The sequence below is a fragment of the Sphingopyxis sp. P1IMeth2 genome (assembly GCF_900185685.1).
GTDB classification, from domain to species: domain Bacteria; phylum Pseudomonadota; class Alphaproteobacteria; order Sphingomonadales; family Sphingomonadaceae; genus Sphingopyxis; species Sphingopyxis terrae_A.
Genome location: NZ_FYAT01000001.1, coordinates 309,526 through 331,337, shown reverse-complemented (window position 1 = coordinate 331,337; position 21,812 = coordinate 309,526). Strand labels below are relative to the sequence as shown.

The following is a 21,812-nucleotide window of genomic DNA, read 5'->3' as shown; positions in this document are numbered from 1 at the left end:
GCGCGGATCGGGCGAACGCCAAGTGAGGGCAGTCACAGTCTTCGGCATTGCGCGCGAAGCGACGCAATCTCCAGTCATCGCCGCCACGCAAGGCCAGCCGATCGAGATTGCTACTTCACTTTTCCTCGCAGTCAGGCGATTGTCACGCCGTCCCGCCCACCGTCAGGCCGTTCACGAGCAGCGTCGGCTGGCCGACGCCCGCAGGGACGCTCTGGCCCCCCTTGCCGCAGATGCCGATGCCTTCGTCGATCGCCATGTCGTTGCCGATGCCGCTGACTTTGGTCAGCACGCTCGGCCCGTCGCCGATCAGGGTCGCGCCCTTGATCGAGTCCCCGATCTTGCCGTTCTCGATCTTGTAGGCTTCGGTGCAGCTGAAGACGAACTTGCCCGACACGATGTCGACCTGTCCGCCGCCGAAGCTCTTGGCGAAGATGCCGTTCTTGACGCGGCTCAGCAGCTCGGCGGGATCGTCGTTGCCGCCGCGCATGAAGGTGTTGGTCATTCGCGGCATCGGCGCGTGCGCGAAGCTTTCGCGGCGGCCGTTGCCGGTGGGCTCGACCCCCATCAGCCGGGCATTGAGGCGGTCCTGCATATAGCCCTTGAGGATGCCGTCCTCGATCAGGATCGTCTCGCCGGTCGGCGTGCCCTCGTCGTCGATGCTGAGCGACCCGCGGCGGCCGCCGCCGACCGGGCTTTCCATCGCGCCGTCATCGACCACCGTGACGCCCGCCGCTGCGACGCGCTCGCCGATCCGGCCCGAAAAGGCGCTGGTGCCCTTGCGGTTGAAATCGCCCTCAAGCCCGTGGCCGACCGCTTCGTGCAGCAGCACGCCTGGCCAGCCGGGGCCGAGCAAAACGGTGAACTCGCCCGCCGGGGCGTCGACCGCGCGCAGGTTGACGAGCGCCTGGTTCAGCGCCTCGTCGATCGCGCGGTTCCACTGCGCATCCTCGAACAGATGATCGTACATGTAGCGGCCACCAAGGCCGAAATAGCCGCTCTCGCGCCGCCCGTTTTCCTCGACGACGATCGAGACGTTGAGGCGGACGAGCGGGCGTATGTCGGTTGCGAGGAAACCGTCGGCGCGGACGATCTCGACCACCGACCAGCTGCCCGCGAGCGCGACCGAGACCTGGACGATGCGCGGATCGCGCGCGCGCGCGGCGGCGTCGATCTTCTGGCAGAGGTCGACCTTCTTCGCGAAGGGGATAAGGTCGAGCGGGTTCGCCTCGTCATAGAGGTGGCGGTTGGTGCGCGGCGGCGGGCCGGCGGGTGCCTGCTTTGCGGGATCGAGCAACGCGAGCGTTTCGGCGGCGCGGCGGATCGCGCCGGCGCTGACGTCGCTGGCGTGCGCAAAGCCCGTCATTTCGCCCGACACGGCGCGCAGCCCGAAGCCGGCGTCGGTCGAATAGTCGGCGGTCTTCAGGCGCCCGTCGTCGAAGCCGAAGCTCTCGGTCGCGCGATATTGCAGATAAAGCTCGCCATCGTCGGCCTTCGCCAGTGCCTCGCGCGCGAGTTTCTGCGCCAGATCGGGGTCGAGCGCATCGGTGCGGTACAGGAAGCGGCGGGGATCGGTGGGGCTTGTCATGCGCATGATATAGGCGCGCATAGCCATGGCGCAAAGCCCGTTCGGTGCCGCCGTGCCGCGGCGCTTCAACGACAGGCGGTGCGCGGCCTTGCAGCACTCCCCGTATCAGCGGCGGGAACTGCAAAAGAAAAGGGCGGGGAAATCCGCCCTGTCCGCGGCCTTCTAATCTCCCATAGTCCCGAACTGTTTTTCAGAACTCCAGCTTTGCTGCGGGGTCGAGAGGCGTTTCGGGTATCTGCCGCCAATTCGGCCTATCGCATCACTCTCGCTACTCGCGGTTGTTGCGCGACGGCTTCCCGCGAGGTGGTCAGCAACTGGCTAATTTACGCGATGAATCTGCCCTGCTTTGTAAGCCGTCCTTATGTCATCGTGCGATATCACTCCAGCCGGGCTTTCGATCCAAAAGATATCTGCTCCGGTGGGTGTCAGATGAGCCAGAATATAAGCAAGATCACCGAACGGCCCGCAGATAATCTTCCTCGCTCAGCGCGCCATCTTTTCGCGCAGCCATGAGCGTGACCTGCAGCCAAGCTGAGTAGTGGACTCGGCTGTGCGCGGCTATCTTAATTACCTAAAAATCGCTCCACAAGAAAACCTAAAATTCGTCTTGCATAATAACCTAAAAAGCGTACATCTGAATAACCTAAAAACTGTGCCACCGAATAACCTAAAATCACTCCAAGAGATGCAAATGGCGACCCCGCAGGAAAAATTGGCCAACGCGCTCGAAGCGCTTCATCAGCTGCAAAATGATGGGCGTGTGGCAATTCGGAGCGAGGATCTCGACAGGCCGCAGCGTGAACTCCTCATTCGGCGCGGGTTTCTAAGGCCCGTGATGAAAGGCTGGTACATCGCCAGCCCGCCGGAAACCATGCAAGGCGAAAGCGGTATCTGGTACACCGCCTATTGGAGCTTCTGCGCCCAATATCTCGCCGAGCGGTTCGGCGAAACATGGTCGCTTACGCCCGAGCTTTCTCTCGCATTGCAGACCGGCAACCGGACTATTCCCCGCCAGTTGCTCGTTCGGGCCAAGAAAGCCGGTAACAAGGCAACCGGGCTACTACTCGGCACATCGCTCTTCGACACGAGGGCTGCGATCCCTGAAGGAAACGACCTCGTCGTGCAGGACGGGCTAAGGCTTTTTTCGATCCCCGCTGCGCTGATCGCGGCGAGTCCGGGCTATTTCGAAGCCAATGCAATCGACGCGCGCGCGGCGCTGGCGACGATCCGTGACGCGTCGGAGCTTCTCGAGCGCCTGCTGGATAAAGGGCAAAGTACCGTTGCCGGTCGGCTTGCCGGCGCATTCCGCAACATCGGGCGCGGGCGGATTGCAGACGATATTCTAAAGGCGATGGACGGGGCGGGATACCGGGTTCGAGAAACCGATCCGTTCGAGCAAAAGCTTTCCGTTATGCCGCCGCGCGAGCGTTCGCCCTATGCCGGGCGCATTCGGCTCATGTGGGATGTGATGCGCGGCCCGATCATCGAGCGCTTTCCGAGGGCGCCCGGGCTTCCGGGTGACGTCGAGGCCTTTCTCAAAAGCGTTCAGGACAATTATATTACTGACGCTTATCACTCGCTGTCGATCGAGGGATATCGCGTAAGCCCCGAACTTATCGACCGTGTGCGCAGCGGCGCTTGGAACCCCGATGCCGATGCCGCCGACCGCGAGCTAAAGAACGGCCTCGCAGCCCGCGGCTACTGGCTCGCCTATCAAGCGGTTCTGGATAGCGTCCGCGATGTGCTTGGCGGTGCCAATCCCGGCGAAGTCGCTGATGCGGATCATGGCGACTGGTACCGGGCGATGTTCAGCCCCAACGTTCAGGCGGGGCTGGTCGAAGCGAAGGATCTTGCGGGATATCGCAGCGGACAGGTTTATCTGAGCGGAGCGCTTCATGTACCGCTGAGTCCGGATGCGATGCGTGATGCTATGCCAGTGTTCTTCGAGCTTTTGAGAGAGGAGAAAGACGCCTCGGTTCGTGTCGTGCTCGGCCATTTCATATTCGTCTATATTCACCCATATATGGACGGGAACGGACGAACCGGCCGCTTCCTCATGAATCTCATGCTCGCGGCCGGCGGCTACCCTTGGACTGTCATTCCGGTCGAGCGTCGCAAGGATTATATGGTCGCACTGGAAGCAGCGAGCAGCGAGCAGGATATTGTGCCGTTTGCCGAGTTTCTCGCGGACCTCGTAACGCGGGCGCTGAACGGCGAGGCAACGGCCGAGCTGCCCGCCGCGCGTTGATTGATTGACGGTCGCACTTGGGAGGCGGCTTTCGACTAATCATTCTCCAGCAACTCAGAACGTCCGTTCTCGTTGTCTGCTCACTGAAAGCCGCCCGAGCGCAATCGGCCAATCCTACCCATCGCGCGCCTCCCCGCTGGTCGCTCCCCCGAGGCTGCGCATGACAACTTCAGACCTCAAATCTTATGGCGATAAATACTTTGGCCTATTGTCGTTGCGCGATGGAGTAGAATAGACAATCTCAGACAACAATAGCAGAGGAATTGAACGGAACGGACTGTATCGTGAATTCAGATGCGCGGTGGGGCCGTGTGGGTCTGAAATTACGCGGATGTGATTTGAAAAATTATTTCAATCACATAGTCTTAACTTAACAATTCGCCCTGTTCTTGGTCTCAGTCGCCTTCGCCCGGTTCGGGCGAGAAGAATTTTTCATATTTGTCGTCGACGCCCTTATATTCGTCGGCGTCCGCAGGGCTGTCCTTCTTGGTCGTGATGTTCGGCCATTCGGCACTGAACTTGCTGTTCACTTCCAGCCATTTTTCAAGGCCGCTCTCGGTATCGGGCAGAATCGCCTCGGCGGGACATTCGGGTTCGCACACGCCGCAATCGATGCATTCATTGGGGTTGATGACGAGCATATTCTCGCCCTCATAGAAGCAGTCCACGGGGCAAACCTCGACGCAATCCATATATTTGCAGCGGATGCAGGCGTCGGTGACGACATAGGTCATGGGTAAGGGCTCCCTTCGTGGCGGATTGCTGCCGCCCCTTGTTGCGATTCCCCGCCTCCTATGCCGCGTGGCGGCGATGCGTCAATGGTCCGCCGCCAGTTGCGAATCACTCTCATTTTCCCGGGAGGCCGGCGCAGGGGCCAGTCGTTCGTAACAAGCCTGCGCTTCGGGCGCGGGACCGCGGCGTGGCGGCAGGGTCAGGAGGCGGATCACCTCGATGCGTTCGCCGACCGGCAGCACGATCGTCGCGCCGGGATGGACCGCGACCGACGCGCGGCTGACACGGCGGCCGTCGAGACGGATATGGCCCGCCGCGACCATCGCCTGCGCGATGCTGCGCGAGCGCGCGAAGCGCAGATACCAGAGCAGCTTGTCGAGCCGGATGCTGCCTGCTGCGCCGGGGCTCGCCATCAGTCCTTGCGCGCCTCTGCCATTAGCGCGGCCAGCCCGGCGAAGGGGCTGTTCGGCGACGGGCCGCGCCGGACCGGGCGCTCGGGACGGTCGGTTCGTGGTGGCCGCACCCCGGCTTTGCCCTGCTGCTGCCCTTGGGGCCGCTGACCCTTTGCCGTGGTCGGCTTGCCGGTCTTGCCCGGCTTGGCTCGGTGCCGCGCCGGGTGTCCGTCGGTAGAGGGCGCGGCTTTTGCTTCAGGCCGATTGTCGCCCACCTTGTGCTTGCGCCGCTTGCGCTTGTCGGCGGCCTTAAGCCCCGACCAGCGCCAGCGCTGGAGCGCGGGATCGCCGACGCTGCGAAAGCCGAACGCCTGCAGCAGCGCGCGGCGCGTTTCCTCGTCAAGCCCGAGCGATGTGGCGAGCGCCGGGTCGATGATGAAGCCGGGCGGCGGCGCGGCCGAAACCCCCTGACCTTCGTCGGCGCCGTCAGAATGGTCGGCATGATGTTCGGCTGCACCCGCGACGGGCTCGGTCGGCGGATGCGAGGCCTTCAGGCGCGCGGCATGGGCCTGGCGCGCCAGCTTTTCGGCCATGTCGATGCGCAGCCAGCCCGAAGCACAGCGGCGAAAGCCTGCAATGCGCAGCCCGCCGTGGTTGCCGGTCTTCTGCAGCACCGCGCCCTGCGGCGGGAGCGCCGGGATCGGCGCGCTTCCTTGTTGCGCCGCGAGCAGCGCGGCGCGCCAACGCACGGCTTCGGGCTTGAGCAGCAGGTGATGAAATAGGTCGAGCGACCCGACGGTCAGCCCGAGCCTGCGCAGATAGGGGCGTTCGTCCGCGCTCATCGCGCCCAGTTGCGCCTCGACCTGCGCGCGCGGCGCCATGCCGCCGCCATCGACGAGCGCGGCGAGCAGCGCGCGGACGTGCGGCGGGGTGAAGAGGTCGCCGGCCGCTTCGCCCATCGCGGCCAGCGGCGCGGCGTGGCGCGCGAGCTGTTCGGCGACGAAAATCTGCAGCCGCTCGGCAATCGCCTGCACCTGCTGCGGTTCGAGCCGCCGCAGCGACGGGTCGATCTGGATTGCCGGCTGTACAAGCGTCGGGCCGCGCGCGAGTGTCGCGATCGTCTGGCCGTGCCAGGCGAGCCGCGGCGGCGCGCCGGCTTCGCTGACCAGTTCGATCGCCTGGTCCTCGCCGCTTGCGAGCAGCGCGGCGCGGCGCGCGAGTTCGGCGCGCAGATGCTTCTCGGCGGCGGCGAGCAACAGACGGTGATCGCTGGCGCGCGCGCCGGGGTCGACCTTGAACTGAAAGCCTTTGAGCGTCCCGATCGCTTCGCCGTCGACGGCGACGGTGCCGTCGGCGCCGACCGCGACCGGCAGCGCGGCGTGGCGCTGCCCCGCATCGCGGATCAGCAGCGCAAGGCGGCGATCAACAAAGCGCTGCGCGAGCGCCGCATGCAGCGCGTCGGACAATCGCGATTCGAGGTCCTGCGTGCGCTCGGTCCATCCGGCGCCGCCTTCGATCCAGTCGCCGCGCTGGGCGATAAAGCATAAGGTGCGGACCGCGGCGATGCGGCTTGCGAGCTGGTCGATATCGCCGTCGACCTGGTCGAGCCGCGCGAGGCGGCGCGCGAACCAGTCGGGGTCGATCATCCCGTTGCCGCTCGTGCGCCACTGCCACAGCTTGAGAACGGTGCGGCTATGATGTTCGGGGCCGAGCTGTTCGAAATCGGGGAGGCCGCACACGTCCCACAGGCGCTGCACCGCAGCGGCTTCGCCAGCGCGTGCACGCACCTCCATGTCGCTCGCCAGATGCTTGAGCACCGCAATATCCACGGCCTCGGGGGCGGGGCGCAGCGCCTTGTGCTCCGGCGGCCGCGCAAGGTCGGCGATCAGCGTGTCGAGCGTATCGAAGCGCGGCGCCGGATTGCGCCAGAACAGGCTGGTCAGCGGCGGGAAATGATGCCCTTCGATCGCGGCGATTTCCTCAGGCGTGAAGCCGCCCTGTGGCTGACCGACAGTGCCGAAACTGCCGTCCTGCTGGTGCCGCCCGGCGCGTCCGGCAATCTGCGCCATTTCCGATATGGTCAGACGGCGGACCCGACGGCCGTCGAATTTCTGCAGGCTCGCGAAGGCGACATGCTGGACGTCGAGGTTGAGCCCCATGCCGATCGCGTCGGTGGCGACGAGATAGTCGACCTCGCCTGCTTCGAACATCGCGACCTGCGCGTTGCGCGTCTTGGGGCTGAGCGCCCCCATGACCACCGCCGCCCCGCCCGAAAAACGGCGCAGCATCTCGGCGATCGCATAAACCTCCTCAGCCGAGAAGGCGACGATCGCCGATCGTTTGGGCAGGCGCGACAGCTTCGCGGCGCCGGCATAGCTCAGCGTCGAAAAGCGCGGCCGGCTGATCACCTCGATTTCGGGAACCAGATCGCGCACCAGCCCCTTTATGCTCGCCGAACCAAGAATCATCGTCTCTTCGCGGCCGCGCGCGCGCAGCACGCGGTCGGTGAAGACATGGCCGCGCTCGGGGTCGGCGCCGAGCTGCGCCTCGTCGATGCCGACGAAGGCGACGTCGCGGTCGACCGGCAGCGCCTCCATCGTGCCCAGCACATAGCGCGCTTCGGCGGGCCAGATGCGTTCCTCGCCGGTGACGAGCGCGACCTGCGCCGGCCCTTTGATGGCGACAACCCGGTCATAGACCTCGCGCGCCAGCAGGCGCAGCGGAAAGCCGATCATTCCGCTGGCGTGCGCCGTCAGGCGCTCGACCGCCAAATGGGTTTTGCCGGTGTTGGTGGGGCCAAGGACAGCCTTGACCGGGTGGGAGGAGTGGGACGGCATTTTCTTGGATGCAACGCTGGCACGGGCGGCGCGGCGGCGCAACAGCGGATCGACGAAGGCGGGTCGATCCGGTCGATTTCCCGATTGCGGCACATTATAACCCGCACGCGCCACGACTGGCCGCAAGCCAGCACGTTCGCGTGGCCGTTAAATTGACTTTAACGGCCTTTGTTTACAGACCTCGGGTCGAAAACATGATCGACGGCCGGGCTTTGGGGGCCCGTCGAGCGGGGATTGCGATTTGTTTCAGCGTCACGAACCCATCGCGGGTATGTCGGGCAATGCCGCGACCCTGTCGATGTCGCAGGCGATTTCGCTGCGCCGTGTTGCCGACGAACCGCCCCGCGCGCTGTCCTGGATCGACGCGCTGCGCGACCGTTTCGCGCATATCGACCTCGTCCCCGACCTTGGCGACAATATCGGATCGGCGGAATGGTGGCGCGGGCTGGCCACGCTCACCTTGCTCTGCGGCACGGCCATATCGACCTTTCCGGGGCTGAAGCCGCTCGAGATCGGCGGCGCTCCGGCGCTCGACGCATCGGACTTCAACGAAGCGCGTGCGCAGATGATCGTGCCGATCGCCTATGGCGGCGATACCGGGCGCCATATGGCGGCAACCGACGCGGTGCGCCCGCTGGCCCAGACGCCCGAACGGCCGCAGATCGAACTCACCGCGACACTGGGGCAAGGCGATAGCTTCGCCCGCGTGCTCGAACGCTCGGGCGTCGGCAGCCCCGATGCGCAGGCGATCGCCAGCCAGGTCGCGGGCGCCGTCCCGCTGTCCGATATTGCCGCGGGAACGCGCATCGACCTGATCCTCGGCCGCCGCGCCGCACGCACGATGCCGCGCCCGGTCGATGCGCTTGCGATGCGGGCGCGCTTCGACCTTCGGATCGAGATGGAGCGCATCGACGGCCGGTTGGTGATGCGCCGCATCCCGATCGCGGTCGACAATACGCCGCTGCGCATTCGCGGCCGGGTCGGCGACAGCCTCTATCGCTCGGCGCGCGCCGCTGGCGCGCCGCCCGAGGCGATCCAATCCTATCTGCGCGTGATCAGCCGCCAGATTTCGGTCGGCAGCGATATTCGCTCATCGGACGAATTCGACATCATCCTCGACCATCGCCGCGCCGAAACGGGCGAGAGCGAGACTGGCAAGCTGCTCTATGCCGGGCTGGTGCGCGGCGGAAAGCCGAAGCTGTCGATGATCGAATGGACCGTCGACGGCCGAACCCAATGGTATGAGGCCTCGGGCATCGGGCAGCAGCGCGGCGGCATGATCCGTCCGACGAACGGCCGCATCACCTCGACCTTCGGCATGCGCCGCCATCCGATCCTCGGCTATACGCGCATGCATAGCGGCGTCGATTTCGGCGGCGGTTACGGCGCGCCCATCTATGCGGTCAGCGACGGCGTGGTGACGATCGCGGGGCGGACCGGCGGTTTCGGCAATTATGTGAAACTGAACCATGGCGCCGGTCTCGGCACCGGTTATGGCCATATGAGCCGCATTGCGGTGCGCCCCGGCCAGCATGTCAATCGCGGTCAGGTCATCGGCTATATCGGGTCGAGTGGCCTATCGACCGGCCCGCATCTTCACTATGAAGTCTACCGCAACGGCGTCGCGGTGAACCCGCTGTCGGTCAGCTTCGTGACGCGCGCACAGCTCGAAGGCAAGGCGCTCGCCGACTTCCGTGCCCGCATTCGCCAGCTCACCTCGGTCTCGGTCGGCGCCGCGCTGACGCCGGTCGCCGTCCGGCCCGCCGAAGGGCGGAAGCTCGGTTCGCTCGCCGACACCGCGTCGAAGCGGGCCGGCGAAGGGATCTGACGTCGGGCTTTCCCGTCGGTGCGCGGGGCGCACCGATATCCAATATCCATTTGCCCGGCGACCAAGCGCCGCTATGCACACGGGCATGACTCATGCCGCTTTCCCCGACCTGCGCCTGCGCCGCACCCGCCGAACCGCATGGAGCCGCGCGATGGTGCGCGAGACGCAGCTGACCCCCGCCAATCTGATCTGGCCGCTATTCGTCTGTCAGGGTGACGGCGTCGAAGAACCGATCACCAGCCTGCCTGGCGTTTCGCGATGGTCGGTCGACCTGCTCGTCGCGCGCGCGCGCGATGCGGTCGATGCGGGCATCCCCTGTCTTGCCCTCTTTCCCTATACGCAGCCCGACCGGCGCAGCGAGGATGGCGCCGAGGCGCTCAATCCCGACAATCTGATGTGCCGCGCAACCGCGGCGATCAAGGACACGCTCGGCGATGCGATCGGCGTGCTGACCGACGTCGCGCTCGATCCCTATACCAGCCACGGGCAGGACGGGCTCATCGACGCGGCGGGCTATGTCCTCAACGATGAAACGGTCGAGTTGCTGGTCGGCCAGGCGCTCAACCAGGCGCGCGCGGGCGCCGACATCATCGCGCCCAGCGACATGATGGACGGACGCATCGGTGCGATCCGCGAAGCGCTGGAGATCGAGGGCTTCGGCCATGTCCAGATCATGAGCTACGCCGCCAAATATGCGTCGGCCTTCTATGGTCCCTTCCGCGATGCGGTGGGGTCGCGCGGGTTGCTGAAGGGCGACAAGAAAACCTATCAGATGGACCCCGCCAACGTCGAAGAGGCGCTGCGCGAGGTCGAACAGGATCTGGCCGAGGGCGCAGACAGCGTGATGGTCAAGCCGGGCCTCCCGTATCTCGACGTGGTGCGCGCGGTGAAGGACGCTTTCGCGGTGCCAGTCTATGCCTATCAGGTGTCGGGCGAATATGCGATGATCGAGGCCGCCGCCGCGGCAGGCGCGGGCGACCGCGACGCGCTCGTCCTCGAAACCCTGCTCGCCTTCCGCCGCGCCGGCGCGTCGGGGGTTTTGAGCTATCACGCACTGCACGCGGCGAGGCTCCTCGCTGCATGATCGAAACCGAGCGACTGGTTTTGCGGTCTTGGCGCGAAAGCGATCTCGCGCCCTTTCAGCAAATTTGCAGCGATCCCGATGTGATGGCGACGCTTGGGCCGCCGCTTGACATGGCGGCTACGGCGACGCGGATCGAATGGATGCAGCGGCACGAAAGCGAGCATGGCCATTGCTTCTGGGCGCTCGAACGCCGCGACGATGCGCGGCTGATCGGATGGTGCGGCGTGATCCGCGGCGATATCGATCCGGTGCGGGACATGCTCGAAATCGGTTGGCGCCTGGCACGCGATTGTTGGGGCGCCGGCTATGCGAGCGAGGCTGCCAGGGCCGCAACGGCGTGGAGTTTCGCCAATCGTGACGATGACGAAATTCGGGCCATCACGTGGGAGGACAATGGTCGCAGCCGCGCGGTGATGGAGCGGCTCGGTATGCGCTATTGCACCGGGCTCGACTTCGATCATCCCAAGCTCGACGCGGGCGACCGATTGCGCCGCCATGTTACCTATTCGCTTTCTCGCGCAGATTGGGATCGCATATGACCGTCGCCGACCGTGGGCCGCGTCGGCTCCTGTTCGTTCTGACCATATTGGTCGGCAGTTTCCTGCTCTTCCTCGTTCAGCCGATGGTCGCGCGCATGGTGCTGCCGCGGCTCGGCGGGGCGCCGGCGGTGTGGAACAGCGCGATGCTCGTCTACCAGGCGCTGCTCCTTGGCGGCTATGCCTATGCGCATTGGCTCGGGCGTTTCGCGGTGCGGCGGCAGGCGATGATCCATCTCGGCCTGCTGCTCGTTGCCGCGCTGTGGCTGCCGGTCGGCCTTGCACGGATCGCACCGCCGGCGCCGGGGCAGGAGGCGTTGTGGGTGCCGCTCCTGCTCTTTGCCTCGATCGGACCGGTCTTTTTCGCGGTTTCGGCGCAGGCGCCGTTGATGCAGCGCTGGTTCGCCGCCGATCCGCGCGCCGGCGATCCCTATTTCCTCTATGCGGCCTCGAATCTGGGCAGCTTCGCCGGGCTGATCAGCTATCCAGCGCTCGTCGAACCACTGCTGCCACTCGAGAAGCAGAGCATCGGCTGGACGCTGGGCTATGTTCTGCTGTTCATGCTGGTTGCGGCCGCCGCCGCGGCGCGCTGGGGGCGCGGCCCGGAAAGCGCCCAGCCGACTGACACGGCCGGCGACGAAGCCAGGCCGGACTGGCGGCGACAGGTGCATTGGCTGTTGATCGCCGCGGTTCCGTCGGGCCTGATGTTGTCGACGACGACGCATCTTACGACCGATATCGTCGCGATGCCTTTGCTCTGGGTATTGCCGCTCGGGCTCTATCTGCTGAGTTTCGTGATCGCTTTTTCCAGCTGGACGTCGCTCACCAACGTGATCGTCACGATCGCCCCGGCGCTGCTGCTGCTCGTTGGCGGGCAGGCGCTGCTCGGGACGGGCGGCGGCACGATGCTCGTCGCGCTGGCGAGCCTCGTCATGCTGTTCGTCGTCGCGACCGCGCTCCACGGCTATCTCTATTTCCTGCGGCCGGGACCGCGGTATCTGACCCTGTTCTATCTGATCATGTCTGCGGGGGGCGTCCTTGGCGGCGCCTTCGCAGCGCTGGTGGCGCCGCTCGTCTTCAACTGGGTCTATGAGCATCCGGTGCTCGTGCTTGCCGCGGCGATGCTTTTGCCGTTGCCTGCATTGCTGCCGTGGGAAAAATGGCTGGGACTGCGCCGTCCGCTAACCGTCGTCGTCGCATTGGTCGCGATTGCCGCCTTCGCATCGTGGAAGCTTGTGGCGAGCTGGGACGGGACGCTGCACGGCGCGCATGTCGTCTGGGCGGCGATCATCGTGGCGGTCGGCCTGCTCGTCATTCGCTGGCGCTGGGCCTATGTTGCCGTACTCTTCCTCTTGATGCTCGGATTCGGGGGCGTCCAGACGCTCGAAAAGGGGCGCGACGGGATGCGGGTGCGCAGCTATTTCGGCATCTACACCGTCACCGACGATCGCTATCATCAGCAGCGGCGGCTCGCGCATGGCACGACGCTGCACGGACTCCAGCGCACGACGCCCGGTCACGAACTCGATCCGACCACCTATTATGGCCATCAGTCTGGGGTCGGCCTGACGCTCGACAGGCTACCCGAGCTCGCCGGGCCGGATGCCGCTGTCGGCATCGTCGGCCTGGGGACGGGAACCTTGTCCTGCTATCGCAAGGCGGGGCAGCACTGGACGATCTTCGAAATCGACCCGGTCATGGCCGATATCGCGCGTGATCCCACCAAATTCACCTTCCTGTCGCGCTGCGCCGCCGATACGCCGATCGTGATCGGCGATGCGCGCCTGCAGATCGCGAAGCTGCCGCCCGCGCGCTTTGATGTGCTGGTCATCGACGCCTTTTCGTCGGACGCCATTCCGCTGCATCTGCTGACGCGCGAGGCGTTCGACGCCTATACGCGCGCGCTGCGCCCCGGCGGCATCCTGCTCGTCCATATCTCGAACCGCTTCTTCGATCTCGAACCCGTGCTTGCTGCCGAGGCGCGAGGCCGCGGGTGGAGCGCGGCGATCCGGCTCGACCCGGGGCCGGAGGACAGCGAGTTCGGCGATCTCACCGGATCGAACTGGGTGGCGCTGACGGCGACGCCCGCCCGCCTTGCCCAGTTGACGCACGGCCTGCGCCCCCGTCAGAATGCCGCCGCGAACGACACTTGGGTCGCGCTGCGTAGCGAGGCGGGGTTCGAGCGCTGGACCGACGATTATGCGTCCACGCTACCGATACTTCTCTGGGGCAATCTGATCGGGAAACATGAATGACCTACACGGACGTCAGCATCATCAGCGTCAACGGCAAGTCGCCGCAGATCGATCCGAGCGCTTTCATCGCGCCCGGCTGCCGGATCATCGGCGATGTGACGATCGGACCCGATGTCAGCATCTGGTATAATTGCGTGCTGCGCGCCGACGTCAGCCGTATCGTTATCGGCGCGCGGTCGAATATCCAGGACGGCAGCGTCGTGCACTGCGACGGCCCGATGCCGAGCCGCCCCGAAGGCTATCCGACGATCATCGGCGAGGATGTGCTGATCGGCCATATGGCGATGGTGCATGGCTGCATGCTCGCCGACCGCGCCTTCGTCGGATTGAAGGCAACGGTGATGAACGGCTGCCGCATCGGCAGCGACGCGATGCTCGCGGCGGGTGCGCTGCTGACCGAGAATAAGGAGATTCCCGACCGCGAACTATGGGCCGGGTCGCCCGCGCGCCGGGTGCGCGAAATCGGCGACGCGCAGGCGGCGGGAATGCAGATGGGCGTTGCCCACTATGTCCTCAACGGACGCATGCACAAGGCGGCGATCGACGGCTGAACCTTCCCTCCTCCCGATTGCGGGAGGGGAGGGAGGCGTTAATTTTCTTCCGGAACCGCCAGCCCGTTCTTCAGCATCACCGGTACCTGCGTCAGCGTGAAGAGGAAGGACAGGGCGGTCACGCCCCAGACCTTGATCGTCAGCCAAGTATCGAAACTCATCCGCCCGGCTTCGATGAGCACGTACATCACATGGTTGGCGATGCCGAGCGCGGCGAAGAACAGGCCCCAGTTGCGCGACAGCAGCAGCCAGCCGCGTTCAGTCATCCCGTCGAGCGCCGACTGGAGCAGATATTTGAGCATCGGCTTCTTGAACCACCAGCCGCCGAGCAGCATCAGCGCAAAGACCGCATAGATGATCGTCGGCTTCATCACGATGAACTTGGGATCGTGAAGATAAACGGTCAGCGCGCCGAACCCGATGACGAGGATACCCGACATCCACAGCATCGGCGAAATTCGCCCGAGCTTCCATTTCGAGAAGGCCATCGCAACGAGGATCGCGACCATGAAGGCGATCGTGCCCTTGATCGCGCCCGCAGTCGCGGCGAAGGCGCCCTGGCCGCCGGCGGTGAATTTATAGGTCAGGAAAAACACCAGCAGCGGCCCGAAATCGATCGCGAAGTTCAGCCAGCCATGCTTGGCGGGCGGCGCGGCGGGGACGGCTTCGGGGCCGCCGGGTAGCTGGTCGAGCGGTTCGCTCATCGGATATTTCCTGCAATGATGCCCGCGATCTCGTCGGGGTCGAAGGGGCGCAGATCGTCGATCGTTTCGCCGATGCCGATCGCGTGGATGGGCAGGCCATGGCGTTCGGCCGCGGCGACGAGGACGCCGCCGCGCGCGGTGCCGTCGAGCTTGGTCATCACGAGCCCGGTCACGCCCGCCACGTCACGGAACACGTCGATCTGCGATAGCGCATTCTGCCCGGTGGTCGCGTCGAGAACGAGCACGACGTCGTGCGGTGCTGCGGGGTTGAGGCGGCCGAGCACGCGCTTGATCTTGGCAAGCTCGTCCATCAGTTCGCGCTTGTTCTGAAGCCGCCCGGCGGTGTCGACGATCAGCACGTCGATGCCCGTCGCGGTCGCCTGCTTGACCGCATCGAACACGATGCCCGCCGCATCGCCGCCTTCGGGTCCGGTGACGATCGGCACGCCCAGCCGTTCGGCCCACACCTTGAGCTGGCCGATCGCGGCAGCGCGGAAGGTGTCGCCGGCGACCAGCATCACGCCATAATCCTGTTCCTGGAACAGATGCGCGAGCTTCGCGATGGTCGTGGTCTTGCCCGACCCGTTGACCCCGATCACCAAAATGACCTGGGGGCGCGGGAAAGCATCGATTTCCAGCGGCTCGGCGACCGGACGCAGCACCGCCGCAATCTCCTCGGCCACGACCCGGCGCAATTCGTCGGTGCCGTTAGCGGCAATGTCGCGGCGTTCGGACAGGCGGTCGCGGATACGCGCCGCCATGCCGGGGCCAAGGTCGGCGGTAATCAGCGCTTCCTCGATCCGGTCGAGGTCGTCTTCGTCGAGGCGCGACTTGCCCGTCAGCCCGGCCAGATTTTCGCCAAGCCGTTCCGACGTGCGCCGAAAGCCGCCGAGCAGCCGCTCGCTCCAGCTCGGTCCGCTCATCCCGATATCCTTTCCGCAGTCATTCTGTCGCCGTCCCGTGCGCCCGCACGGACCGGCACGATGGCGCCCGGCTCGGCGGGCGTGGCCAATATCAGCGCGGCGAAATTTTCGGCATGGCCGGTTCGGCCGTCGCGCTCGACCAGCATGGTCGTTGTCGATCCCGTCAGCCGGTCCAGCCAGGCATGACGCCGCCGCGCATTGGCCTCGCGCAGCCGCGCCGCCCGGTCGCGCGCCGCGCTGCGTCCGACCTGCGGCATTCGCGCCGCGGGCGTCCCGCTGCGCGCGCTGTAAGGAAAGATGTGACCGAAAACGATGTCGCAATCGTCGATCAGCGCCAGGCTGTTCGCGAACATGGCGGCATCCTCGGTCGGAAAACCGGCGATCAGGTCGGCGCCGATCGCGATTTCCGGGCGCGCGGCCTTCAGCCTTTCGACCAGCCGCACCGCGTCGGCGCGGCGGTGGCGGCGCTTCATGCGCGTCAGCACCATGTCGTCGCCCGCCTGCAGCGAGAGATGAACGTGCGGCATGATCCGCGCATCCTGCGTCAGCAGCGCGAACAGCGCATCGTCTATGCGGTCCGGATCGAGCGACGAAAGGCGGAGGCGTTCGAGGGGCAGGCGCAGCAAGGCTTCGACGAGCGCAGCAAGGCTGGTGCCGCTGTCGTCGCCATAGCTGGCAAGATCGACTCCGGTCAGCACGATCTCGCGCTGGCCGCGGTCTATCGCCGTTCGGGCCGCCGTCAGGATCGAACCGACCGTGGCCGAGCGGGCGGTTCCCCGTGCCAGCACCGTCGCGCAGAAAGTGCAGCTATGCGAACAGCCCGTCTGGACGCCCAGGAAAGCGCGGGCGTGGTCAGCGCCGGAAAGAGCAGGCAGGTAGGGGAGGGAAGAACGGCCCTTCGGCAGGCTCAGGGCGAAGGGTGGAGGAGGAGCTGCGTCATCCATCTCCGCTCGTGCCGAGCTTGACGAAGCAATATTTTCGACTTGGTAGCTTGCCGTTAGCCCCTTCGCATCGTTGGCGACCACCCGCGCACCCATATCGGCAAAGCGCTCGGCCTCCAGTTCGGCGGCGCAGCCGGTAACGACCACCGCGGTGTCAGGGCGCTCGCGCAGCGCGCGGCGCACGGCCTGGCGAGCTTGGCGCACCGCTTCGTCGGTCACCGCGCAGCTGTTGAACACGATCGTGTCGGGCGCTGCGGCGCGCGTTGCGGCGGCGCGGATCGCTTCGCCTTCGGCCAGATTCAGCCGGCACCCGAAATTGACGACCTCGACCCGGCCGGCTTCGGCAACGCTCATCCGAATTGCGCCCAGTCGGTCTCGCCCTCGAACACGCGGGTCGCCGCGCCGCTCATCACGATCGGCTCGCCGGGCGACCAACGGATCACCAGATCGCCGCCGGGAAGCGACACGGTGACGGGCGATTTGACGATGCCGGCGCGGATGGCGGCGACCGCGGTCGCGCACGCGCCCGTGCCGCACGCCTGCGTCAGCCCGACGCCGCGTTCCCAGACGCGAAGCTGGAGCTGATTTTCGCCGTCGAGGCTCGCGACATTGACGTTGACCCGCTCGGGAAACAGGGGGTCGGTCTCGATCCGCGGGCCGAGGTCGCCCAGTGCGACTGCATCGGCTTCGGGGACGAAGAAGATGATGTGCGGATTGCCGACATTGACCGCCGCGCCATGTTCCAGTTCGTCCCACGCGACGGGCATGTCGCGGGTGTCCATCGGCATGGCGAGCGGAATATGCTCCCAATCGAAGACGGGTTCACCCAGCACGACTTCGGCGCCGCCGTCGGCGGGGGTCACGCGCAGCATCCCGCCCAGCGTTTCGATGACCGCGGGCTTGCCGATCAGCGTGGCGACGCAGCGCGTCGCGTTGCCGCACGCCTCGACCTCGCTGCCGTCGGCGTTGAATATCCGCATTTTGACGTCGGCCTTCGACGACGGTTCGAGCAGGATCAGCTGGTCGCAGCCGATGCCGTGGCGGCGATCGGCAATCGCATGCGCCCGCGCCGGCGTCATCTCGACGCTGTTCGCGCGCGCATCGATCACGACAAAGTCGTTGCCGAGGCCGTGCATCTTGGTGAAGCGGTCCGCCATAGTCCGCGCATGTAAGGGCGCCGACGGGCGAAGTCTAGCGATGTGGCGGCGTCAGGCCGTCTTGCGCAGCACTTCCTCGTCGACGTCGGGGGACGGCGTTTGTGGCAGCGCGGGCGCGCGGAGCAGGCCGCGGTCGGCAAGCATGCGCGCCGTGTCGTCGGCCGATGCGGCGCGGCCGTAGAACCAGCCCTGACCCTTCGCGCAGCCGAGCCGCGTCAGTTCGGTGGCGGTTGCTTCGTCTTCGACGCCCTCGGCAGTGATCGGCATGGCCAGGCTTTCGCCGAGGCGGACAATTGCCACAACAATCGCCTGCGCATCGGGGCTGCCCCGCATCGCGGCGACGAAGCTGCGGTCGATCTTGATGCGGTCGAAGGGCAGCGCGCGCAGGTGCGACAAGGAACTATAGCCGGTGCCGAAATCGTCGAGGCTGAGCGAAACGCCCTGATTCTTGAGGCTGGTGACGATCGAGCGGACCAGCGGCAGATTTTCGAACAGCGAGCTTTCGGTGATCTCGACCTCGAGCTGGCTGGCGGGGTAGCCCGTTTCGACCAGCAGCTTGGTGAGCTTCTGGCTGAACCAGGGATCCTTGAGCTGTTGCGGAGAAATATTGACCGCGAGAATGATCGACGGATCCCAGCCTTTGGCGATTTCCATCGCGCGGCGAATGACCAGCAGGGACAATTCGCCGATCAGCCCGCTTTCCTCGGCGATTGGAATGAAGCGTTCGGGCGGGATCATGCCATATTCGGGCGAATCCCAGCGCATCAGCATTTCGAAGCCGACAAGGCGGCCGGTCGCGATGTCGACCTGCGGCTCGAAAAAGGGAATGAACTCGCCGCGCGGCATGCCTTCGCGGATGCCGTTTTCGATCTGGTTGCGGACCTGGACCGCCATTTCCATGCCCTGCTCGAACCAGCAATAGCGGTTCCGGCCCTCGTCCTTGCAGTGATACATGGCGATGTCCGCCTGGCGGATCATCGTCTCCATCGTCATGCTGGCATCATTGGCAAGTGCGATGCCGAGCGAGGCGCCGATGCGGATATGCTGCGCATCATGGGCGACCGAATCCTCGAGCGACGAAACCAGTGCCGCGGCGAGCGCGTCGATGTTGGCGCGCGCGGCGGGCTCGAACGGAATCATCGCGACGAATTCGTCGCCGCCGAGCCTCGCTTTGGTCGCATTGGGCGGCAGGATGGCGGTGATCCGCTCGGCCGCGACCTGCAGCACACGGTCGCCCGCGGCATGGCCGTGAATATCGTTGACCGTCTTGAAATGGTCGAGGTCGAGCAGGAACAGGGCGACATTGCGCTTTTCGGCCGCGGCGCTGGCGATGAGCTGCTGCCCCGCAACGATCAGCGCGCGGCGGTTCAGAAATCCGGTCAGCGGATCGGTGTCGGCCAGATAGCGCGCGCGCTGTTCGGCCTCGGTGCGCTCGCGAATCTCGCGGTTGAGGTCTTCGTAGCGGCGCCAGCCGAACAGGATCAGCGCGACATTCAGGATCAGCGCCGCCGACAAGACCTTGTCCGGCCCGCCGCCGATGCCGATCAGCGTCTGCACCACCGCCTGCATCACATTGCCGCCGGTGCCGACGAACATCACGATCGCGGCGACGACGATTCCCCCTGCGATCATGTCGCGTCGGGCGTCCTCGCTACGGTTTCGCGGCTTCATCGTCGAATTCATGCTATAGTCCCCACCATTCCCTCGCATATGCCGGCAAAGCGGTGAAATTTGCGTTAAGTGGGGCTTGGTGGCGATCGCGAAGCCAGCGGGCGGTCCGACTTGCCTTTGCGGGCGATCTCGCCTAAGGAGCCGCTGTCCGCCTATTGGATTCGGGTGGGCATATCGACATCCGCGACGGAATTTCTGTCCACGGATAGCCGCTGGTTGGCGAGGTTTCGCTCACCGGCGTCTTTTGCGTTGCGGATCGAGAGAAGGATTTGGAAGCGCATGTTCGACAGTCTGAGCAATCGGCTAGGCGATGTATTCGGGAAGCTCCGCGGCCGCGGTGCGCTGACCGAGGCCGACGTGCGCGCGGCGATGCGCGAAGTGCGCATCGCACTGCTCGAAGCCGACGTCGCGCTGCCCGTGGTGCGCAGCTTCGTCGACCAGGTCACCGAACTTGCGGTCGGTCAGAATGTCCTGCGCTCGGTCACGCCGGGGCAGCAGGTCGTCAAGATCGTCAGCGACGCGCTGACCGAAATGCTCGGCTCCGAAGCTGCTGAACTTGACCTTGCCGTCACGCCGCCCGCCGTTGTCATGATGGTCGGCCTTCAGGGGTCGGGCAAGACGACGACGACCGCGAAGATCGCGAAGCGGCTGAAGGACAAGGAGCGCAAGAAGGTGCTGATGGCGTCGCTCGACGTCAATCGTCCCGCCGCGCAGGAACAGCTCGCCGTCCTCGGTAGCCAGATCGACGTCGCGACCTTGCCGATCATCGCCGGGCAGCAGCCGGTCGAGATTGCGCAGCGCGCCATGCAGGCGGCCAAGCTTCAGGGCTTCGACGTGCTGATGCTCGATACTGCGGGCCGCCTCCACGTCGATCAGCAATTGATGGACGAAATGCAGGCGGTGTCGCGCACGGCGAATCCGGCCGAAACGCTGCTTGTCGTCGACAGCCTGACCGGTCAGGACGCGGTGCAGGTCGCGCAGCGCTTCACCGAACAGGTGCCGCTGACCGGCGTCGTGCTCACCCGCATGGATGGCGATGCGCGCGGCGGCGCCGCGCTGTCGATGCGCGCCGTCACCGGCAAGCCGATCAAATTCGCCGGCACCGGCGAAAAGCTTGACGGCCTTGAAGTCTTCCAGCCCTCGCGCATCGCGGGCCGCATCCTCGGCATGGGCGACGTCGTCAGCCTCGTCGAACGCGCCGCCGAGACGATTCAGGCCGAAGAGGCCGAGGCGATGGCCAAGAAGATGGCGAAGGGTCAGTTCGACCTCGACGATCTTCGCACGCAATTGAACCAGATGCGCCGCATGGGCGGGCTGGGTGCGCTGGCGGGCATGATCCCCGGCCTCAAGAAAGCACAGGCGGCGATGGCGCAGAGCGGCACCGACGACAAGGTGCTCGTCCATTTCGACGCGATCATGGGCTCGATGACGCCAAAGGAACGCGCGAAACCCGAAATCATCAATGCGAAGCGCAAGATCCGCATTGCCAACGGGTCGGGTACCACGGTGCAGCAGGTGAACAAGGTGCTGAAAATGCATCAGGAAATGTCCACCGCGATGAAGAAGATTCGCAAGATGGGCGGCCTCAAGGGCCTTGGCGCTCTCCTCGGCCGCGGCGGCGGTATCCCCGGAATGGGCGGCGGCGGCATGGGCGGCGGCGGCGGTGCCGGCGGACTGCCCGGCCTTGGCGGTGCCGGACTTCCGCCCGATCTCGCCAATCTGCTGAACAAGAAGAAATAACCCTTAAAAATCAAAGTCAAAGTTAGCAAGTCAGAAGGAAAATATCATGGCTACCACCATTCGCCTTTCGCGCGGCGGTTCGAAAAAGCGCCCCTATTACAAGATCGTCGTTGCCGATTCGCGCAGCCCGCGCGACGGCCGTTTCATCGAACGCATCGGCAGCTACAACCCGCTGCTCGGCAAGGATAATCCGGACCGCGTCAAGCTCGACGCCGAACGTGCGAAGCATTGGGTTTCGGTTGGCGCGCAGCCGACCGACCGCGTCGCCCGCTTCCTCGACGCCGCAGGCGTGAAGGAACGTTCGGCCCGCAACAACCCGAACAAGGCTGTCCCGGGTGAAAAGGCCAAGGAACGCGCCGAAGAAAAGGCCGCGAAGCTGGCCGAGGCCGAAGAAGCTGCGGCGGCCGCCGCTGCGGCTCCGGCTCCGGCCGAAGAAGCGGCTCCCGAAGCGGCTGAATCGGATGCGACCGGCTCGGTGAAGAGCGAAGAAACCGCCGAAGCGGTTGCCGACGCAGTTGCCGAGGAAGTTCCGGCCGACGCGAGCGCCGACGACGCGGCTGCGATCGCCGAAGAAGTTGCCGAAGGCGGCCCCGTCGCCGAAGCCGGCGAAGAAAAGGCCGAAGGCTAA

17 protein-coding genes are annotated in these 21,812 nt (G+C 65.6%); 8 read left to right on the top strand and 9 right to left on the bottom strand.

All coding sequences use genetic code 11. The annotated features are described in order from the left end of the window. Window positions 1–142: 142 nt before the first annotated feature. Entirely contained in the window at window positions 143–1,585 is a 1,443-nt protein-coding gene (tldD, locus tag P1IM2_RS01550; protein WP_062903028.1) for a metalloprotease TldD, read from the bottom strand. 550 nt (window positions 1,586–2,135) lie between these two features. Between tldD and P1IM2_RS01545 the strand changes: the two genes are divergently transcribed. Then, the gene (locus tag P1IM2_RS01545; RefSeq protein WP_260833889.1) at window positions 2,136–3,833 is read left to right on the top strand and encodes a Fic family protein; all 1,698 of its coding nucleotides are present in this window, start codon (window positions 2,136–2,138) and stop codon (window positions 3,831–3,833) included. Window positions 3,834–4,228: 395 nt separating this feature from the next. Here the strand turns inward: P1IM2_RS01545 and fdxA are convergent, their stop codons facing one another. The 3 genes from fdxA to P1IM2_RS01530 form a co-directional block, all read right to left on the bottom strand. Continuing rightward, window positions 4,229–4,567 carry a ferredoxin FdxA gene (gene fdxA / locus P1IM2_RS01540; RefSeq protein WP_003043060.1) on the bottom strand — a complete coding sequence of 113 codons (339 nt, stop codon included), beginning with the start codon at window positions 4,565–4,567 and terminating at the stop codon, window positions 4,229–4,231. 81 nt (window positions 4,568–4,648) lie between these two features. Then, complete coding sequence (locus tag P1IM2_RS01535; protein ID WP_186401225.1) at window positions 4,649–4,978, bottom strand: RNA-binding S4 domain-containing protein; 330 nt, start codon at window positions 4,976–4,978, stop codon at window positions 4,649–4,651. Continuing rightward, entirely contained in the window at window positions 4,978–7,794 is a 2,817-nt protein-coding gene (locus tag P1IM2_RS01530; protein WP_260833914.1) for a helicase-related protein, read from the bottom strand. The genes P1IM2_RS01535 and P1IM2_RS01530 overlap by 1 nt, the downstream gene beginning before the upstream one ends. A gap of 271 nt (window positions 7,795–8,065) precedes the next feature. On the opposite strand from P1IM2_RS01530, the gene P1IM2_RS19005 reads away from it, so the two are divergent. The 5 genes from P1IM2_RS19005 (at window position 8,066) to P1IM2_RS01505 (ending at window position 14,048) form a co-directional block, all read left to right on the top strand. Next, window positions 8,066–9,622, top strand: a complete 1,557-nt coding sequence (locus tag P1IM2_RS19005; RefSeq protein WP_186401223.1) for a M23 family metallopeptidase — start codon at window positions 8,066–8,068, stop codon at window positions 9,620–9,622. Window positions 9,623–9,707: 85 nt separating this feature from the next. Next, window positions 9,708–10,706, top strand: a complete 999-nt coding sequence (gene hemB, locus P1IM2_RS01520; protein WP_186401222.1) for a porphobilinogen synthase — start codon at window positions 9,708–9,710, stop codon at window positions 10,704–10,706. Then, a complete protein-coding gene (locus P1IM2_RS01515; protein ID WP_186401221.1) occupies window positions 10,703–11,245 on the top strand; it encodes a GNAT family N-acetyltransferase in 543 nt (180 codons plus the stop codon). The genes hemB and P1IM2_RS01515 overlap by 4 nt, the downstream gene beginning before the upstream one ends. Continuing rightward, window positions 11,242–13,497: a spermidine synthase gene (locus P1IM2_RS01510; protein ID WP_186401220.1), complete on the top strand. Its 2,256-nt coding sequence runs from the start codon at window positions 11,242–11,244 to the stop codon at window positions 13,495–13,497. Before P1IM2_RS01515 ends, P1IM2_RS01510 begins: the two co-directional genes overlap by 4 nt. After that, window positions 13,494–14,048 (top strand): gamma carbonic anhydrase family protein, encoded by a 555-nt coding sequence (locus tag P1IM2_RS01505; protein ID WP_186401219.1) that lies wholly within the window; start codon window positions 13,494–13,496, stop codon window positions 14,046–14,048. Before P1IM2_RS01510 ends, P1IM2_RS01505 begins: the two co-directional genes overlap by 4 nt. Window positions 14,049–14,086: 38 nt before the next feature. Here P1IM2_RS01505 and P1IM2_RS01500 read toward each other — a convergent pair whose 3' ends face one another. The 5 genes from P1IM2_RS01500 to P1IM2_RS01480 are packed head-to-tail and all read right to left on the bottom strand — an operon-like array spanning window position 14,087 to window position 19,456. Next, window positions 14,087–14,752, bottom strand: coding sequence for an inner membrane-spanning protein YciB (locus P1IM2_RS01500; protein WP_186401218.1), 666 nt, complete (start codon window positions 14,750–14,752; stop codon window positions 14,087–14,089). Continuing rightward, entirely contained in the window at window positions 14,749–15,675 is a 927-nt protein-coding gene (ftsY, locus tag P1IM2_RS01495) for a signal recognition particle-docking protein FtsY (RefSeq protein WP_062764286.1), read from the bottom strand. Before ftsY ends, P1IM2_RS01500 begins: the two co-directional genes overlap by 4 nt. Beyond that, window positions 15,672–16,970: a MiaB/RimO family radical SAM methylthiotransferase gene (locus tag P1IM2_RS01490; RefSeq protein ID WP_186401217.1), complete on the bottom strand. Its 1,299-nt coding sequence runs from the start codon at window positions 16,968–16,970 to the stop codon at window positions 15,672–15,674. Before P1IM2_RS01490 ends, ftsY begins: the two co-directional genes overlap by 4 nt. Next, complete coding sequence (gene dapF, locus P1IM2_RS01485; RefSeq protein ID WP_003043039.1) at window positions 16,967–17,773, bottom strand: diaminopimelate epimerase; 807 nt, start codon at window positions 17,771–17,773, stop codon at window positions 16,967–16,969. Before dapF ends, P1IM2_RS01490 begins: the two co-directional genes overlap by 4 nt. 51 nt (window positions 17,774–17,824) lie before the next feature. After that, window positions 17,825–19,456 carry a putative bifunctional diguanylate cyclase/phosphodiesterase gene (locus P1IM2_RS01480; RefSeq protein WP_186401216.1) on the bottom strand — a complete coding sequence of 544 codons (1,632 nt, stop codon included), beginning with the start codon at window positions 19,454–19,456 and terminating at the stop codon, window positions 17,825–17,827. Window positions 19,457–19,723: 267 nt separating this feature from the next. On the opposite strand from P1IM2_RS01480, the gene ffh reads away from it, so the two are divergent. Then, a complete protein-coding gene (gene ffh, locus P1IM2_RS01475) occupies window positions 19,724–21,184 on the top strand; it encodes a signal recognition particle protein (protein WP_186401215.1) in 1,461 nt (486 codons plus the stop codon). Window positions 21,185–21,230: 46 nt separating this feature from the next. Further along, window positions 21,231–21,812, top strand: a complete 582-nt coding sequence (gene rpsP / locus P1IM2_RS01470) for a 30S ribosomal protein S16 (protein ID WP_003043030.1) — start codon at window positions 21,231–21,233, stop codon at window positions 21,810–21,812.

What these genes read in the sequence shown, in the direction of transcription:
- tldD (WP_062903028.1), bottom strand. Translation starts at nt 1,585, where the DNA reads ATGACAAGCCCCACCGATCCCCGCCGCTTCCTGTACCGCACCGATGCG.
- fdxA (WP_003043060.1), bottom strand. Translation starts at nt 4,567, where the DNA reads ATGACCTATGTCGTCACCGACGCCTGCATCCGCTGCAAATATATGGAT.
- P1IM2_RS01535 (WP_186401225.1), bottom strand. Translation starts at nt 4,978, where the DNA reads ATGGCGAGCCCCGGCGCAGCAGGCAGCATCCGGCTCGACAAGCTGCTC.
- P1IM2_RS01530 (WP_260833914.1), bottom strand. Translation starts at nt 7,794, where the DNA reads ATGCCGTCCCACTCCTCCCACCCGGTCAAGGCTGTCCTTGGCCCCACC.
- P1IM2_RS19005 (WP_186401223.1), top strand. Translation starts at nt 8,066, where the DNA reads ATGTCGGGCAATGCCGCGACCCTGTCGATGTCGCAGGCGATTTCGCTG.
- hemB (WP_186401222.1), top strand. Translation starts at nt 9,708, where the DNA reads ATGACTCATGCCGCTTTCCCCGACCTGCGCCTGCGCCGCACCCGCCGA.
- P1IM2_RS01515 (WP_186401221.1), top strand. Translation starts at nt 10,703, where the DNA reads ATGATCGAAACCGAGCGACTGGTTTTGCGGTCTTGGCGCGAAAGCGAT.
- P1IM2_RS01510 (WP_186401220.1), top strand. Translation starts at nt 11,242, where the DNA reads ATGACCGTCGCCGACCGTGGGCCGCGTCGGCTCCTGTTCGTTCTGACC.
- P1IM2_RS01505 (WP_186401219.1), top strand. Translation starts at nt 13,494, where the DNA reads ATGACCTACACGGACGTCAGCATCATCAGCGTCAACGGCAAGTCGCCG.
- P1IM2_RS01500 (WP_186401218.1), bottom strand. Translation starts at nt 14,752, where the DNA reads ATGAGCGAACCGCTCGACCAGCTACCCGGCGGCCCCGAAGCCGTCCCC.
- ftsY (WP_062764286.1), bottom strand. Translation starts at nt 15,675, where the DNA reads ATGAGCGGACCGAGCTGGAGCGAGCGGCTGCTCGGCGGCTTTCGGCGC.
- P1IM2_RS01490 (WP_186401217.1), bottom strand. Translation starts at nt 16,970, where the DNA reads ATGAGCGTTGCCGAAGCCGGCCGGGTCGAGGTCGTCAATTTCGGGTGC.
- dapF (WP_003043039.1), bottom strand. Translation starts at nt 17,773, where the DNA reads ATGGCGGACCGCTTCACCAAGATGCACGGCCTCGGCAACGACTTTGTC.
- P1IM2_RS01480 (WP_186401216.1), bottom strand. Translation starts at nt 19,456, where the DNA reads ATGAATTCGACGATGAAGCCGCGAAACCGTAGCGAGGACGCCCGACGC.
- ffh (WP_186401215.1), top strand. Translation starts at nt 19,724, where the DNA reads ATGTTCGACAGTCTGAGCAATCGGCTAGGCGATGTATTCGGGAAGCTC.
- rpsP (WP_003043030.1), top strand. Translation starts at nt 21,231, where the DNA reads ATGGCTACCACCATTCGCCTTTCGCGCGGCGGTTCGAAAAAGCGCCCC.